15 protein-coding genes are annotated in these 16,055 nt (G+C 41.2%); 1 reads left to right on the forward strand and 14 read right to left on the reverse strand.

The window, feature by feature from the left end:
- Positions 1-26: 26 nt before the first annotated feature.
- From floA to rpsU, 4 genes are all read right to left on the reverse strand, one after another.
- Entirely contained in the window at positions 27-1,019 is a 993-nt protein-coding gene (floA, locus tag ACFVSW_RS10885; protein ID WP_387315649.1) for a flotillin-like protein FloA, read from the reverse strand.
- Positions 1,020-1,038: 19 nt separating this feature from the next.
- Complete coding sequence (locus tag ACFVSW_RS10890; RefSeq protein WP_387315651.1) at positions 1,039-1,674, reverse strand: NfeD family protein; 636 nt, start codon at positions 1,672-1,674, stop codon at positions 1,039-1,041.
- Positions 1,675-1,998: 324 nt separating this feature from the next.
- Positions 1,999-2,445, reverse strand: coding sequence for a GatB/YqeY domain-containing protein (locus ACFVSW_RS10895; protein WP_387315653.1), 447 nt, complete (start codon positions 2,443-2,445; stop codon positions 1,999-2,001).
- A gap of 15 nt (positions 2,446-2,460) precedes the next feature.
- Positions 2,461-2,634 carry a 30S ribosomal protein S21 gene (gene rpsU, locus ACFVSW_RS10900; RefSeq protein WP_007087607.1) on the reverse strand — a complete coding sequence of 58 codons (174 nt, stop codon included), beginning with the start codon at positions 2,632-2,634 and terminating at the stop codon, positions 2,461-2,463.
- Positions 2,635-2,843: 209 nt separating this feature from the next.
- Between rpsU and ACFVSW_RS10905 the strand changes: the two genes are divergently transcribed.
- The gene (locus ACFVSW_RS10905) at positions 2,844-3,785 is read left to right on the forward strand and encodes a Na/Pi symporter (RefSeq protein WP_387315658.1); all 942 of its coding nucleotides are present in this window, start codon (positions 2,844-2,846) and stop codon (positions 3,783-3,785) included.
- A 189-nt stretch (positions 3,786-3,974) separates the two neighbouring features.
- Here ACFVSW_RS10905 and deoC read toward each other — a convergent pair whose 3' ends face one another.
- From deoC to lepA, 10 genes are all read right to left on the reverse strand, one after another.
- On the reverse strand, positions 3,975-4,652 hold the full coding sequence (gene deoC, locus ACFVSW_RS10910) for a deoxyribose-phosphate aldolase (protein ID WP_387315660.1): 678 nt from the start codon (positions 4,650-4,652) through the stop codon (positions 3,975-3,977).
- Between the two features lie 98 nt (positions 4,653-4,750).
- Positions 4,751-6,124, reverse strand: coding sequence for a tRNA (N(6)-L-threonylcarbamoyladenosine(37)-C(2))-methylthiotransferase MtaB (mtaB, locus tag ACFVSW_RS10915; RefSeq protein ID WP_387315662.1), 1,374 nt, complete (start codon positions 6,122-6,124; stop codon positions 4,751-4,753).
- 7 nt (positions 6,125-6,131) lie between these two features.
- The gene (locus ACFVSW_RS10920) at positions 6,132-6,881 is read right to left on the reverse strand and encodes a 16S rRNA (uracil(1498)-N(3))-methyltransferase (protein WP_387315664.1); all 750 of its coding nucleotides are present in this window, start codon (positions 6,879-6,881) and stop codon (positions 6,132-6,134) included.
- A 99-nt stretch (positions 6,882-6,980) separates the two neighbouring features.
- Positions 6,981-7,922, reverse strand: coding sequence for a 50S ribosomal protein L11 methyltransferase (gene prmA / locus ACFVSW_RS10925; protein WP_387315668.1), 942 nt, complete (start codon positions 7,920-7,922; stop codon positions 6,981-6,983).
- A 17-nt stretch (positions 7,923-7,939) separates the two neighbouring features.
- On the reverse strand, positions 7,940-9,073 hold the full coding sequence (gene dnaJ / locus ACFVSW_RS10930) for a molecular chaperone DnaJ (RefSeq protein ID WP_387315671.1): 1,134 nt from the start codon (positions 9,071-9,073) through the stop codon (positions 7,940-7,942).
- Positions 9,074-9,190: 117 nt separating this feature from the next.
- The gene (dnaK, locus tag ACFVSW_RS10935; protein ID WP_387315674.1) at positions 9,191-11,029 is read right to left on the reverse strand and encodes a molecular chaperone DnaK; all 1,839 of its coding nucleotides are present in this window, start codon (positions 11,027-11,029) and stop codon (positions 9,191-9,193) included.
- 29 nt (positions 11,030-11,058) lie between these two features.
- Positions 11,059-11,658: a nucleotide exchange factor GrpE gene (gene grpE / locus ACFVSW_RS10940; protein WP_387315677.1), complete on the reverse strand. Its 600-nt coding sequence runs from the start codon at positions 11,656-11,658 to the stop codon at positions 11,059-11,061.
- A gap of 101 nt (positions 11,659-11,759) precedes the next feature.
- Positions 11,760-12,791: a heat-inducible transcriptional repressor HrcA gene (hrcA, locus tag ACFVSW_RS10945; RefSeq protein ID WP_387315680.1), complete on the reverse strand. Its 1,032-nt coding sequence runs from the start codon at positions 12,789-12,791 to the stop codon at positions 11,760-11,762.
- 101 nt (positions 12,792-12,892) lie between these two features.
- The gene (gene hemW, locus ACFVSW_RS10950; RefSeq protein WP_387315683.1) at positions 12,893-14,032 is read right to left on the reverse strand and encodes a radical SAM family heme chaperone HemW; all 1,140 of its coding nucleotides are present in this window, start codon (positions 14,030-14,032) and stop codon (positions 12,893-12,895) included.
- A 75-nt stretch (positions 14,033-14,107) separates the two neighbouring features.
- Positions 14,108-15,943, reverse strand: a complete 1,836-nt coding sequence (lepA, locus tag ACFVSW_RS10955) for a translation elongation factor 4 (RefSeq protein WP_387315686.1) — start codon at positions 15,941-15,943, stop codon at positions 14,108-14,110.
- Positions 15,944-16,055: the final 112 nt, after the last annotated feature.

The raw sequence follows: 16,055 nt of genomic DNA on the forward strand, positions 1-16,055 counted from the left end.
CCCTCCTTTTTTGATCAAAGTGGGTTTTACTGGTCATCCTTTTTCTCACCGGTTATTTTCCCAATAGAGCCTCTCATATCTGTATCGGCGGAAATGTTTTTAATGTTCATATAGTCCATCACACCGATATTTCCTGATTTTAGTGCTTCTGCCATCGCTAGAGGAACCTCTGCTTCTGCTTCCACAACTTTTGCTCTCATTTCCTGTACTTTTGCCTTCATTTCTTGTTCAGAAGCGACAGCCATTGCCCGGCGCTCTTCCGCTTTTGCCTGCGCAATCTTCTTATCAGCTTCCGCTTGTTCTGTTTGCAGCTCTGCACCAATGTTTTTACCGATATCAACGTCAGCAATATCAATCGAGAGAATTTCAAATGCTGTACCTGCATCAAGCCCTTTTGCAAGGACCGTTTGTGAGATTAAATCTGGATTCTCAAGGACCTTACTATGACTATCTGATGAACCGATGGTAGAAACGACCCCTTCACCAACACGGGCAACAACCGTTTCTTCACCGGCACCACCGACAAGACGCTCGATATTGGCACGAACGGTAATTCTAGCCTTCGCTTTAACTTCAATCCCATTCATCGCAACACCCGCAATAAACGGAGTTTCGATAACTTTTGGATTAACACTCATTTGCACCGCTTCTAACACGTCACGACCGGCAAGATCGATGGCTGCACAGCGTTCAAACGATAGTTCAATATTGGCACGGTGTGCGGCAATCAATGCATTTACTACCCTATCGACATTCCCGCCGGCAAGGTAATGGCTTTCAAGCTGATTGATCGTGACATTGATTCCAGCTTTATGAGCTTTAATCAGCGGGTTAACTACCCTGCTTGGAGTTACCCGTCTAAGTCTCATCCCTACTAATGTAAAAATACTAATTCGCACTCCGGCAGCAAGTGCTGAAATCCAGAGCATAACTGGTACAAAGGATAATAGAATTCCAAAAAGAATTAAGGCAACGACGACAACGGCAAGAATAAAAATTGTTCCATCATTAATTTCCATTTATAAAAACCTCCTTCAACTATTTCACTTCTCTTACAACAATGCGGGCTCCTTCAACTTTAATTACTTTTACTCTGGCATCCTGTTCAATAAAGCCGCCTTCACTGACCACATCGATTCGTTCATGATTAATGATAACCGTACCAGCCGGCCTTAAGACCGTTAATGCTGTCCCTGTCTTCCCCAAAAGGTCTGTCCGGTTAATATTCGAAACATATCCATTCTCATTTCCCGCTGAATCAGACAGAACCATTTTGCTAAACAGCACCAGCTTTTTGTCAAAAACCTTAATCATGATAAAGAAAACGATGATCGAAATGATGATGGCAATTAAGATGGAAACCCCCATTTGCAAAGCATCTTCTCCTGATAAAAAAAGACTTAAAATTAATGCTGCAACACCAAGTGTTCCCGCAACCGCCCCCGGTACAAAGAATTCCAAAAAAATAAGAAGAATTCCTGCTACAAACAGGACTAATGTACCGAATCCAACAAGCCCCGCTTGAAAATGACCATAAAAGAATAGCAATAATGCAAATACACCGATGAACCCAGCTATACCAAACTTCGATGAAAAAAGTTCTAACACAATGCCGACTCCTGCAATCGTTAAGAGAACGGTTACAACAATCGGGTCAGTAAGCAATTCAATCATCAGCTGCCCCCCCTTTTTTTCTTTTTTTCAACTGACTGTATGTAGTACGTATGAAAGCAATAAAAGTTTCATTCGTTTATAAAAAAAGGCTCTGTTAAAAGTGAATGTTGATTTCCGTTCCAGGCGCTTCGCTTTCCGCGGGGCGGGCGGTGAGCCTCCTCGGCGCTAAAGCGCCTGCGGGGTCTCACCTGTCCCGCTGCTCCCGCAGGAGTCTCGCGCCTTCCACTCCAATCAACATTGTCCTCAAAATCAACAATGTGCTTTAATACAGCCTAAAATAAAAGACCGCAGACTTTAATGGTCTGCGGTCTTAGTGTCAGAATACTATGAAAGGTGTTGTTGTACAAATTTATTTACAAGTGACCCGTCTGCTTTTCCCTTAACTTTGGGCATAATCGCAGCCATCACTTTTCCCATTTCCGCTTTTGATTTTGCACCGACTTCAGAAATTGTTTCTTTTACAATCTCTGATAATTCAGCTTCAGAAAGCTGTTTCGGCAAATACAGGTCGACGATTGCCAACTCTGCACGCAACTTATCAACTAGATCTTGACGACCAGCCTTATCAAATTCATGGAGGGAGTCTTTGCGTTGTTTTACTTCGCGAGAAAGGATTGTTAGCTCTACATCTTCGGAAAGCTCTTTTGTTCCGAGCTTAATGGCTTCATTTTGCAACGAAGCTTTCACCATCCGAATGACTGAGAGTCTGTCTTTTTCCTTGTTTTTCATCGCTTGTTTCATATCATCATTTAAACGCTCGAGAAGACTCATATATTACACCCTCTCTTAAAACTTACGTTTTCTAGCAGCTTCAGACTTTTTCTTACGTTTTACACTTGGCTTTTCATAGAATTCGCGCTTTCTTGCCTCTTGCAAAGTACCAGTTTTTGATACTGTACGTTTGAAGCGACGAAGAGCATCTTCAAGCGATTCGTTTTTACGAACGACGGTTTTAGACATTCTCTTTCCCTCCCTCCGAAACACAACACACTTACATTCAATCCATGTACCTTGCAATTATAATATAACCTTGAAACAAGGTCAACTGAAATTCGCAGTGTTAGGACGAGCTTTTCATTTTTTTTATGCAAATTATAGAAGAGCCTGTCTGAAAAAGTGGCATGTCCCGCAGTATTTGACCATAGAATGAATGGGAGGGGGCCAAAGACATGCTATACATACTATTATTTCTTCTTTGTATTTTATTATTTATTTTTGGTATGACCATTATTAGGTTTGGGTTATTCAATTTGTCGGCGAATAAATTGAAAACATGGCTGATCAAACTAACACGTACACCATTAAAAGGGATGTTGACAGGAACATTTATTACCGCTCTCCTGCAAAGCAGCACTGCTGTCATGGTCATTACCATTGGCTTAATTTCGGCTAGAATTATGACCTTTCCTCAGTCAATCGGGATTATTCTCGGCACCAATATTGGCACTACATTTAAAACTGAACTAATTACCTTTGATTTAGATGCGGTCCTAGTTCCCCTTGCCGTTAGCGGAGCATTTCTAATTTTATTTAAAAATAAAAAGGCAAGAAGTATTGGCATGCTTCTGTTCGGAATTGCCTCTGTTTTCACGGCGATGAAAGGTTTTGAATTATTAGCGGAGCCATTAACTACAATGGACTTTATCAATAAATTTATCTTATCGATTAATGATAATATTTTTTTAAGCTTATTAACAGGCACAGTGATTACGGCGATTATTCAGTCAAGCACGGCGATGACTGGGATTGCGATGGGTTTTCTAACTGCCGGGCTGCTGCAGTTGGATGCCGGCATCGCGATTGTACTTGGTGCTAATATCGGCACCTGTATTACAGCGGTTATTGCATCGATTGGCGGCGGAAAGGAATCTCGCCTGGCCGCATTTGCCCACGTTTGGTTAAATGTATTCGGGGTCTTGCTGTTTATTCCGCTGATCCCGATACTCACTGATAATGCACCGTTACTCGCAAGTAAAAGAGATGTACAATTAGCGCATATTAGTGTGATTTTTAATGTTGCCACTTCCCTGCTTGTTTTACCGTTTGCTACTAGGTTTGGTGAGATGATTTTATACTTGCACGATCGAAAACCAAAACGCCCTGTATCGTAGAAAGACAGCAAATTTGCTGTCTTTCTTTGTTATTGAGTACTGGGACTTGCAAGAGTGGGTGGGATTGGCTTCACGCGAATTGTAGAGTACCGAGATTCGTTTTTTTACTTGACGGGCACTGTGATCTTCCTGAGTGCCCGAGATGTGCTCTTTTCTTGCTTTACGGGCGCTGAGACATTAATTCTTTTTTTAGTAATTTGAAGTCACTAGCATCCCGTTTATGATTGCGACACTTGAACTTGCTCCAATCCTGGTCGCTCCGGCATCAATCATTTTTTGGGCGTCTTCTGTGCTTCGTACACCGCCGGAAGCTTTGACACCGATATCAGGTCCTACCGTTTTTCTCATTAGGGCAATGTCTTCAAAAGTTGCCCCGCCTGTTGAAAATCCGGTAGAAGTTTTTACATAATCAGCACCAGCTTTAACAGCAAGTTCACAGGCGCGAATTTTTTCTTCCTTTGTTAAAAGACTTGTTTCAATAATCACCTTCGTTAATGCTTTTCCCTTGGCTGCTTCAACAACAGCCCGGATATCGCTCCCCACCAATTCATCATTGCCATCTTTTAGTGCCCCAATATTAATGACCATGTCTACTTCATCAGCACCATGTTCAATTGCATTTGTTGTTTCAAACGCTTTCGTTTCAGAAGTTGTCGCACCTAAAGGAAAGCCAATTACCGTACAAACCTTGACATCACTGCCCTGTAATAATTCCTTTGCCGTCCTGACCCAAGTTGGATTAACACATACGGAAAAGAATTTATTCTCCCTGGCTTCTCGACAGAGAGTTTCGATTTGTCCTTTTGTTGACTCCGGCTTTAGTAAAGTGTGGTCAATCATTGCAGCAACATTTGTAGTAGTAGCCATATGCATACTCCCTCCGATATCATTTTATTTTCAGAAAGAAATTTGCTGCTTATAATAGTTTGCCCCAAAATAAAAAGGACCCGAAATAGGTCCTTTCCTTAAATGGCAGCTTCTTCTTTAGTAAATACTTCTTTCTTCACTAACGCAGATTCCTCAACAACCTTAACAAATTGGCCTTCATTGTATGGATATCCAGCTTTGGTTATCTTAACTTTAACAATTTTACCAATCATCTCTTCAGTTGCCGGAAAGACAACTTTCAAGTAGTTGTCAGTATAACCAACATATAATCCAGAATTTGCTTCATCCTTATATACCTCTTCTGGAATTACTTCTAATACTTCACCTTCAAAAAGTGAGGCGTATTCCTTTGCCAGTTGATCGGAAAGGGAAATTAAGCGGTGAACCCGTTTATTTTTCACTTCTTCATCCACTTGGTCTTCCATCCGTGCAGCCGGCGTTCCTGTACGCTTAGAATACGGGAATACATGGAGTTCAGAGAATTTATGTTCCTTAATAAAATTGTACGTTTCCATAAATTCCTCTTCGGTTTCCCCAGGGAATCCAACGATCACATCAGAGGTCACCGCAAGGCCCGGAAGCACCTCTTTTAGACGGTCCAGTCTCTCACCAAAGAATTCCATCGTATATTTGCGGCGCATTCTTTTTAAAACGGTATTGGAACCAGATTGCAATGGAATATGCAAATGCCGGACAACAATATTCGAATGTTTAATTACCTCGATCACTTCATCGGTGATCTGGCTCGCTTCAATTGATGAAATCCGGAGACGTTCAATTCCGTTTACTCCCGCTTCTAAATCACGAAGGAGCATCGCAAGATTATAATCCTTCATGTCTTCACCATAACCGCCAGTATGAATACCTGTTAATACGATTTCTTTGTAGCCTGAATCCACAAGCTGCTGCGCTTGGCGAATCACTTCTTTCGGATCACGGGATCTCATTAGGCCGCGGGCCCAAGGAATGATGCAGAAGGTACAGAAATTGTTACAGCCTTCTTGGATTTTTAACGATGCTCGTGTTCTGTCAGTAAAGGCCGGAACATCAAGCTCCTCATAAACACGATTTTTCATAATATTGCCGACGCCATTAATCGGCTGGCGCTCATGCTTATATTGTTCAATATAGCCGAGCATTTTCACACGGTCCTGTGTGCCGACAACAATATCTACACCAGGAATCGCCATGATTTCAGCAGGGGATGTTTGTGCGTAACAGCCAGTAACACAGATGACTGCATCAGGATTTTTCCTCACTGCACGGCGGATAACCTGACGGCTTTTTTTATCGCCGGTATTCGTTACTGTACAGGTATTAATAATATAAACGTCGGAAATTGATTCAAAATCAACCCGATCGTAGCCTTCTTGTTTAAACAACTGCCAGATAGCTTCAGTTTCATAATGATTCACCTTGCATCCAAGTGTATGAAACGCGACTGTTGCCATCGTATCCTCACCTCAATAGTTCAAAATGATAGGAAATGGCCGAAAGTGCATAGAGCGGGGCCGTTTCCGTTCTTAAAATCCGCGGGCCTAACCCGCATAGACCAAAACCATGATCCATTAATTGCTTAACCTCTTCGTCCGCTAAGCCGCCTTCAGGTCCAAAAACCAAAAGCAATGACTCACCGTTCTTCATTTGTTTGAGGGTTGAAGAAAAAACGGAAATTTCGCCTTTTCTGCTCTCATCCTCAAAGGCAGCTAATTTATAATCAAAATCCTCACTTTTTCCCATTAGAGCTTTAAAGCTCATCGGGCTTACGATTTCCGGCATAAACGCTCGATGAGATTGTTCAGCAGCTTCTTTAGCAATTTTTTGCCATCTCTCTACTTTCTTCGCTCCCTTTTTTTCATCCCATTTTACAACTGAGCGAGCACCAGAAAATGGGAGAAACTGATGGGCTCCGAGTTCCGTTCCTTTTTGGATAATCCATTCGAGCTTGTCCCCTTTCGGAAGCCCGCTGGCAATCGTTATTGAAATTGGAAGCTCAGAAATCTCTTCTTTCCATTGTACAACGTCTGCAACGACACTTTCATCGGTAATTTCTGCAAGCCTGCATATAGCCTGTTTCCCTTCTTGGTCAACACAAATGATTTTATCACCAACTTGCATTCGCATAACCTTGACGATATGATGACGGTCTTCTTCGTCAATGAAAAAACGCTCATCATTTACTCGGTGTTTAACAAAGTAGCGTTGCACACTTTTGCACCCTCTCTAAAACATTTTACTCTTTATTTTACTAAAAATAATTTTAATTGGGAAATGAAAAAAAGGGGATTCTCCCCCTTTATTCCAGCATTATTTCCGTTTGGCAATAATTGCAACCCAGTCTTCCATCAAAATGGTTTCGGAAATTTCAAAGCCCGCTCTCAGTAGAACTTCTTTAACCTGATCTTTCTTCTGCTGGATAATGCCTGATGCAATGAAAGTACCACCAGGCTTCACAACATGGGCAACATCGTCCGTAAACCGTAAAATAACTTCGGCTAGAATATTAGCCACTACGACATCCGCAGAATTTTCCTCGACACCATCAAGCAGGTTGTTTTGCGAAATAGTCACGGAATCATTTACTTTATTTAACTTAATATTTAACCTGGCAGTCGTTACCGCAACTTCATCCAGGTCATAGGCCCTAACATCTTCCGCACCAAGCTGTGCGGCGGCAATGCTCAATACGCCAGAACCAGTCCCGACATCAATTACTCTGTCGCCCGGACGGACAGTTCTTTCAAGCGCTTGAATACACATCACTGTTGTTGGATGTGTTCCCGTTCCAAACGCCATACCAGGGTCTAATTCGATAATTAATTCATCGCTGCTGACAGGCTCATAAATCTCCCAAGTCGGTACAATCGTGAATTTTTCAGAAATTTTCACTGGGTTATAGTATTTCTTCCAAGCTGTTGCCCATTCTTCTTCGTTCACTTCACTGATGGTTACTTGGTTTTTGCCAATATCAATATCATAAATAATTAAATTATTGATGGATTCCTTAATGGCATCTACTGTTTCACCTAGGAAGCTGGTAACTGGCAGGTAGGCTTTCACAATAACCCCTTCTTGTGGGTAATCGTCTGGATTAAGTTGGTAAATTTCTCCGAATTGATCTTCCCTTTCCTTTGTCAGTTCAAAAGGATCTTCAATAACTACACCGCTCGCTCCAGCTTCATGCAAGATATGAGAAATAGGTTCAATTGCCTCATTTGTTGTGTGAATACTGATCTCGGACCATTTCATCTTACCAACTCCAATCCTTACTCGCTTTTAAAGGCACGTTTTACTTTTGAGAAAAAACTTTCTTCATGCTCACCAATTGGCGAAGAGCCGCTTAGCTCTGCAAATTCTCTTAGAAGCTGCTTTTGTTTGTCTGAAAGCTTTGTTGGGGTAATAATGCGAACGAGAATATACTGATCCCCCACACCATATCCGCGGACATTAGGAACACCTTTCCCTTTCAAACGGAACTTTTTGCCCGTTTGTGTACCGGCAGGGATTTTTAGCTTTACTTTTCCATGGAGAGTCGGAACTTCGATTTCATCACCCAAGGATGCCTGAGCAAATGTGATAGGCATTTCACAATAAATATCATCGCCATCTCTTTCAAAAAACTCATGCGCGCGTACTTGGAAAACAACGTAAAGGTCACCAGCTGGCCCGCCGTTTGTTCCCGCTTCCCCTTGCCCCGCCATGCGAAGCTGCTGTCCATCATCAATCCCGGCAGGAATTTTGACGTGTATTTTCTTGCGCTTTTTCACTTTTCCTGCGCCGCCGCAAGTGGAACATTTATGTTTTATTTCTTTCCCTGTTCCATTACAGTGATGACAAGTGCGACGATTAACAATTCTGCCAAACGGTGTATTTTGTTCTACGTTCAACTGTCCGGTTCCTTGGCAGTGCTGACAAGTCTCAGGCTTTGTTCCTGGCTTAGCTCCAGACCCGCTGCATGTTCCGCATGTTTCTTCACGTGGAATTTCAATGTCTGTTTCTTTGCCAAACGCTGCTTCTTCAAAAGAAACGGTCATCGTGTATTGAAGGTCTGCACCCTGCCTTGGCGCATTTGGATCACGTCGTCTCGAACCGCCGCCGCCGCCGCCAAAAAAGGTATTAAAGATATCTTCAAAACCGCCAAAGCCGCCGCCAAAATCTCCCCCGCCGCCAAAACCTTGATTTGGATCGGTATGGCCAAATTGGTCATAATGGGCCTTCTTTTGATCATCGCTTAATACTTCATATGCTTCTGTAATTTCCTTGAATTTATCTGCCGCATCTGGCTCTTTATTAATATCTGGATGATATTGTTTAGATAGTTTACGATAGGCTTTTTTTATTTCATCCTTTGAAGCGCTCTTAGTAATTCCAAGCACTTCATAGTAATCCCGTTTACTCATGATTACCACTCCCGAATCTGTCACATAAAGATTATTCTAACACCGATAATGATGCTATTGCAATAAAAAAGCCAAAGCAGTTAAACTGACTTTGGCTTTTTCTTTTTTCACAGCCGATTACTTATCATCTTTTACTTCTTCGAATTCTGCATCAACGACGTTGTCGTCTTGGGCACCAGCATGAGCGCCGCCTTCTTGGCCGCCTTGCTGTGCTTGCGCCTGCTGTGCTGCTTGCTCATATAGCTTAACAGTCAAAGCTTGAACGATTTCTTGCAATGCATCCTTTTTAGTGCGGATTTCATCAAGATCATTTTTCTCTATTGCTTGTTTTAATGCTTCTTTTGCTTCATTAGCTTTTTCGACTTCACCAGCATCAACTTTACCTTCAAGATCCTTTAAGGTTTTTTCAGTTGTAAACACAAGCTGATCTGCTTCATTACGCAGTTCTACTTCTTCTTTACGCTGCTTGTCAGCTTCTGCATTTTCTTCTGCTTCTCTGACCATTTTTTGAATTTCATCATCAGAAAGACCAGTAGAAGACTTAATTGTAATTTGCTGCTCTTTATTCGTACCTAAATCTTTGGCCCGAACGTTTACAATACCGTTTTTATCAATATCAAAGTTAACTTCGATTTGCGGAATTCCCCGTGGTGCTGGTGGAATATCAGATAATTGGAAACGGCCTAATGTTTTATTGTTGGCCGCCATTGGACGTTCCCCTTGAAGCACATGGATGTCAACAGCAGTTTGGCTATCTGCAGCCGTTGAGAAAACTTGTGATTTAGATGTTGGGATGGTTGTATTACGGTCAATTAATTTCGTAAATACGCCGCCCATTGTTTCAATTCCAAGGGATAGCGGTGTAACGTCAAGTAAGACAACATCCTTAACATCACCTGTGATAACGCCGCCTTGAATCGCAGCACCCATCGCCACTACTTCATCCGGGTTTACTCCGCGGTGAGGCTCTTGTCCAGTTGCTTTTTTGATTGCTTCTTGGACAGCAGGGATTCGCGTTGAACCACCGACAAGGATAACCTTATCAATTTCTGATGGTGACATGCCGGCATCGCTAAGAGCTTGACGAGTTGGACCCATAGTCCGTTCAACTAAATTAGCGGAAATTTCATCAAATTTTGCTCTAGACAAGGAAACTTCAAGATGAAGCGGTCCAGCAGCTCCCGCAGTAATAAATGGAAGTGAAATCTGAGTTGAAGTCACACCAGACAAATCTTTTTTCGCTTTTTCAGCGGAATCTTTTAGGCGTTGTAACGCCATTTTATCTTTAGAAAGGTCAATTCCATTTTCTTTTTTAAATTGTTCCACTAAGTAATCAATGATGACTTGGTCAAAATCGTCACCGCCAAGACGATTATCTCCGGCAGTTGATTTTACTTGGAAAACGCCGTCCCCTAGTTCAAGGATAGATACGTCAAATGTACCGCCGCCAAGGTCATAAACAAGGATAGTGTGGTCTTGATCGGTTTTATCTAAACCATATGCAAGTGCTGCAGCAGTTGGTTCATTGATAATCCGCTCTACTTCAAGACCAGCAATTTTTCCGGCATCCTTTGTAGCTTGACGTTCTGCGTCATTAAAATAAGCCGGTACTGTAATAACAGCCTTTGTTACTGGCTCGCCAAGATAATCTTCAGCATAAGATTTTAAATATTGAAGAATAATGGCAGATAATTCCTGTGGTGTAAAGTTCTTACCTTCAATCTCTTGTTTAAAACTTGTGCCCATGTGACGTTTGATAGACATAATTGTATTTGGGTTCGTAATTGCTTGGCGCTTTGCCACTTCCCCAACTTGACGCTCGCCATTTTTAAACGCAATAACGGACGGAGTTGTACGATTTCCTTCTGGATTAGGAATTACTTTTGGTTCTCCGCCCTCAAGCACTGACACACATGAGTTTGTTGTACCTAAGTCAATACCAATTATTTTACTCATAGCCTTTACCTCCTAAAAAATATGTAGAATTATTGATTTACTTTAACCATTGATGGGCGAATGACCCGATCCTTTAATATATACCCTTTTTGAAATTCATCAGTGACAATGTTGGAGCCGAAATTCTCATCTTCTCCCTGCATCACCGCTTGGTGCTGATGGGGATCAAACTCTTTCCCAACCGCTTCAATCTGCTCAACGCCTTCTTTTATTAGGGCATCTAATAAATTGCGGTAAACCATGTCCATGCCTTGCAGCACAGACTTTGTTTGTTCATTGTCTGCTTCTAAATTCATTGCTCTTTCAAAGTTGTCTAATGCAGGCAGTAAATCTGTTATTAGGTTTTGAGCTCTATATTTTTCGCCAGCCTCTTGATCCAATCTAGTTCGGCGACGGAAATTATCAAAATCTGCTTGAAGTCTTAGGTAACGATTTTCCGCTTCCGCTAACTTCCCCTGTAGTTGTTGAATTTCTTCGAGCTGTTCTTCGACGGGATCAACAATAGTTTGTGCGGTTGTTCCATTCTCATCAAAAACAGGCTCAACTGTTTTTTCTTCAGTAAGTTCAACATTATCAGTATTTTCAGATTCTACTTCTTCATTAATGGTATTGTTTTTCTCAATTGTCAACTTACTCACCTCCCTTAAAAGCGTTAGGTATAATATTAAGATTTCCATAGAAAAGGGGGTAAAATAAGCAAGTATTTCACCCTTACTCAATATTACCTGTGTTAATTATTTTGATACAGCTTGGTTAACACTTCTGATAAATCCTTGCTTAAGAATTGCAGCAAGCTGATTACACGTGAATATTCCATTCTAGTTGGCCCAAGGATGGCTATCGTACCCAATTTTTCTTGACCAGCCGAATACGTAGCGGTAATTAGGCTGCAATTTTCCATTGCGCTATTATTATTTTCCCTGCCAATTTTCACATGAATCCCTGCTGAATTTTTTCTAATTAAATTATAAATCCACTCTTCCTGATCAATCATCATTAATAAACTGCGGATTTTTGAAATGTCATGAAATTCCGGCTGACTTAACATATTTGTTTTTCCGCCAAAAAAAAGCTTTTCATGGATTGGCATTTTCAAGGAATCGGCAATCGTATGGAGCATTAAATCGTAATTATGGATATGCTGCCTAAGGAGCATTGCGACTTCCTTGTAAATCTTATCGTTTAAATCATCAAGAGGCACTCCCGCTAAACGATCATTTAAAATATTGACCGTTTTTTCCAAATCTCCAGCATCCACCGAAGCAGGTATGGAAAACGTTCGGTTTTCGACATGACCTGTATCCGTAACAAAAATGGCTACTGCGGTTTCTTTGTTTAACGGAATAATTTGGATTCTTTTTAACTTATTAATACTTACGGCCGGTCCAAGGACGATCGAAGTATAATTGGTTAATTCGGATAAAATTTTCGCCGATCTTTGAATAATTTTCTCGAATTCAAAAATTTTCTCAGCAAAAATGGATTGAATAATGGATACATCCTGCTGATTTAACACCTGAGGCGACAATAAATGATCAACATAATACCGATACCCTTTTTCAGATGGAACACGCCCTGAAGAGGTATGCGTCTTTTCAATAAACCCCAAATCTTCAAGGTCGGACATTTCATTGCGAATTGTTGCTGAACTGAAGGAGATTTCCTCCTTTTTCGACAAGCTTCTTGAGCCGACTGGTTGGGCAGATCGAATAAAGTCATCAACAATTACCTGAAGAATTAACAATTGACGATCTGTTAACAACATTTATCACCTCTGTTAGCACTCCTGATTGCCGAGTGCTAATTATACTAATAAATTATCAAAAAAAGGGGGATGGTGTCAATCAAAAAGAAAAGTAGAAGCTAGACAATACCCAAAAAGGATTGAAAAACTTCATTGCCTAAAAAACGACCCTGTTTAGTTAAATATATATTATCCTTCTTCACTTCTATCCATTGTTTAGATACTAAATCAGTAATCTCGTTCTTAAATAACTCTTGTGGATCCTGGGCAAATTTCTTGATGAAATGAGAAATCGATACCCCCTCAGTTTTGCGTAAACCAAGGAACATTTCCTCTTCCATTTGTTCCGCTTTGGTTGTTATATGAGTTTCAAAAACCGGGAGTGCCCCGCTATTTATTTGATCGATATATTTTTTCACTGGTCCAGAGTTTGAGCGTCTACTTCCGTTAACATAGCTGTGGGCACCTGCTCCGAAACCATAATAGGATTCGTTATTCCAGTAAGTTAAGTTGTGCCTGCTCTCAAAGCCCGGCTTTGAAAAATTGCTTATTTCATACTGCCCGAAGCCGTGTTTTTCCATTTCTTCCATTAACATATCATACATTTGCGCTTCGATATCCTCACCAGGTGTCGGCAGTTTGCCTTTTTTTAGTAAGTTATAAAAAACTGTCTTTGGTTCGATGATTAACGAATAGGCAGAATAATGGGTAATATCTAATGTAAACGCCTCAGCTAATGATTCTTGGAAGTCGGTTACCGTTTGCGTCGGCAAACTAAAAATGAGGTCAATACTAATATTTTCAAAGCCAATCGCTTTTGCACGTTCAATTGTTTGATAGACATCCTTCGCCCGATGGACCCGGCCGATTTTTTTCAATAAGTCGTCGTTAAAGGTTTGGACCCCAAGGCTGATTCGGTTTACACCTGCATCTTTTAATATTTGCAATTTATCCGTTGATAAATCACCGGGATTTGCTTCAAAAGTGAATTCCAGGTTCGCAGATTTAGGTAAATTTCGGTTAATGCTTTCACAAAACTGTTCAAGCTGCTGCTCATTTAAAGAAGTCGGCGTACCGCCGCCGACAAAGATGGTTTCAAGCTGATCTGTTTGATATTCGCTGAGGGTCATCTTCATTTCCTGGTCAAGCGCTTGTAAATAGTCATTTACAGGCTGGCCCTTTAGAAATACTTTATTAAAATCACAATAATGGCAAATATGTTCACAAAATGGGATGTGGAGATAGGCCGCTTTAATCATTTTCTCACCTCTTTTTTGATAATTAAAAGAGGCTGGATTTTGTCTGTCAAAAGACTTGTCCCAACCTCCCGCTTTTTATTTCTTGGTATTGTTATCGTCCATTTTTAAGACAGCCATAAATGCCTCTTGCGGTACTTCAACGGAACCAACTTGTTTCATCCGCTTCTTACCTTCTTTTTGTTTTTCAAGCAATTTACGCTTACGGGAGATATCCCCGCCATAACATTTCGCTAATACGTTTTTCCGCATCGCTTTAATCGTTGAACGCGCAACGATTTTTTGTCCAATCGCTGCTTGAATCGGAACCTCAAATTGCTGCCTCGGAATTAAGTCCTTCAGCTTTTCGACGATTATTTTCCCGCGTTCATAAGCAAAATCATTATGAACGATAAAGCTTAAAGCATCAACCTTTTCAGAGTTAAGCAATATATCCATCTTTACCAGCTTGGACGGTTTATAACCAATCAATTCGTAATCAAAAGACGCATAACCTCTTGTACTTGATTTCAATTGATCAAAGAAATCATACACGATTTCTGCTAATGGGATTTCATAGATAATACTTACCCGGTTTTCCCCTTGGTATTGCATATCTATAAAAATTCCACGTTTTAACTGACAAAGCTCCATAATAGCCCCGACATAATCATTAGGTGCCATCATCGTTGCTTTTACGTATGGCTCTTCCACACGGTCAATTTTCTGCGGGTCCGGCAGGTTAGATGGGTTATCCACCTTGATTTCTGAACCATCTGTCATGTGGACATGATAGATAACGCTTGGCGCGGTGGTAATTAAATCAATTTTGAATTCCCGCTCAATCCGTTCCTGGATAATTTCCATATGAAGGAGTCCTAAGAAGCCACAGCGGAAGCCAAATCCAAGTGCCTGGGATGTTTCTGGTTCGAATTGAAGCGCCGAATCATTCAATTGTAGCTTTTCTAGTGCTTCACGAAGGTCATTAAATCTTGCTGTATCAATTGGATAAAGACCACAATAGACCATTGGATTGAGCTTTCGATAGCCTGGAAGCGGTTCAGTTGTTCCATTTTTGGCATTTGTAATCGTATCACCGACACGTGTGTCACCGACATTTTTAATCGAAGCTGTTAAAAAGCCAACGTCACCGACGGTTAATTCATCAAGCATTGTTGCTTTCGGTGAAAAAACACCTACTTCATTTACTTCAAACTCTTTTCCAGTCGCTACCATTTTTATTTTGTCACCGACTTTAACGGTTCCATCGACAACACGAATATAAGCGACAACGCCGCGATAAGCGTCATATAAGGAATCGAAAATCAATGCTTTTAATGGAGCATCAGGGTCGCCAGTTGGTGCTGGGACTGATTTTACGACTTGTTCAAGGATGTCTTCGATACCGATTCCTGCTTTAGCAGAAGCTAAAACCGCTTCGGAGGCGTCTAAACCAATGACATCCTCGATTTCATTACGCACCCTTTCCGGGTCCGCACTTGGTAAGTCGATTTTATTGATAACCGGTAGGATTTCAAGGTCGTTATCAAGGGCAAGGTATACGTTCGCTAGTGTCTGTGCTTCAATTCCCTGTGCAGCGTCAACGACTAAAATCGCCCCTTCGCATGCAGCAAGGCTCCTTGATACCTCGTACGTAAAATCGACATGTCCTGGTGTATCAATTAAATGGAAAATATAGTCTTCTCCATCATTTGCTTTATATTTTAACTGGACGGCATTTAACTTGATTGTAATCCCGCGTTCTCTCTCAAGATCCATTGAATCTAAAAGCTGGGCCTTCATTTCACGGGATGTTAAGGCATTCGTTTTTTCCAAAATTCGGTCAGCCAGTGTTGATTTCCCGTGATCGATATGGGCAATAATCGAGAAATTTCTTATTTTTGCTTGTCGTTTGAGTCTATCTTCTCTGTTCATGGTAGTTCACTCCTACTATACTCGCACATTTACACTATTTTTGATTATATCAGCAAAGAAAAGTGGAAATCAATGTTTTTATAAGAAAAGCGGAAGCGCCCTGGTCAGCGGC

This window comes from Neobacillus sp. NPDC058068 (assembly GCF_042885335.1).
GTDB lineage: Bacteria > Bacillota > Bacilli > Bacillales > Cytobacillaceae > Neobacillus.

Bases quoted from the DNA above. Each gene is read 5' to 3' on its own strand.
- floA (WP_387315649.1), bottom strand. From the start codon at position 1,019: ATGGAAATTAATGATGGAACAATTTTTATTCTTGCCGTTGTCGTCGTT.
- ACFVSW_RS10890 (WP_387315651.1), bottom strand. From the start codon at position 1,674: ATGATTGAATTGCTTACTGACCCGATTGTTGTAACCGTTCTCTTAACG.
- ACFVSW_RS10895 (WP_387315653.1), bottom strand. From the start codon at position 2,445: ATGAGTCTTCTCGAGCGTTTAAATGATGATATGAAACAAGCGATGAAA.
- rpsU (WP_007087607.1), bottom strand. From the start codon at position 2,634: ATGTCTAAAACCGTCGTTCGTAAAAACGAATCGCTTGAAGATGCTCTT.
- ACFVSW_RS10905 (WP_387315658.1), top strand. From the start codon at position 2,844: ATGCTATACATACTATTATTTCTTCTTTGTATTTTATTATTTATTTTT.
- deoC (WP_387315660.1), bottom strand. From the start codon at position 4,652: ATGGCTACTACTACAAATGTTGCTGCAATGATTGACCACACTTTACTA.
- mtaB (WP_387315662.1), bottom strand. From the start codon at position 6,124: ATGGCAACAGTCGCGTTTCATACACTTGGATGCAAGGTGAATCATTAT.
- prmA (WP_387315668.1), bottom strand. From the start codon at position 7,922: ATGAAATGGTCCGAGATCAGTATTCACACAACAAATGAGGCAATTGAA.
- dnaJ (WP_387315671.1), bottom strand. From the start codon at position 9,073: ATGAGTAAACGGGATTACTATGAAGTGCTTGGAATTACTAAGAGCGCT.
- dnaK (WP_387315674.1), bottom strand. From the start codon at position 11,029: ATGAGTAAAATAATTGGTATTGACTTAGGTACAACAAACTCATGTGTG.
- hemW (WP_387315683.1), bottom strand. From the start codon at position 14,032: ATGATTAAAGCGGCCTATCTCCACATCCCATTTTGTGAACATATTTGC.
- lepA (WP_387315686.1), bottom strand. From the start codon at position 15,943: ATGAACAGAGAAGATAGACTCAAACGACAAGCAAAAATAAGAAATTTC.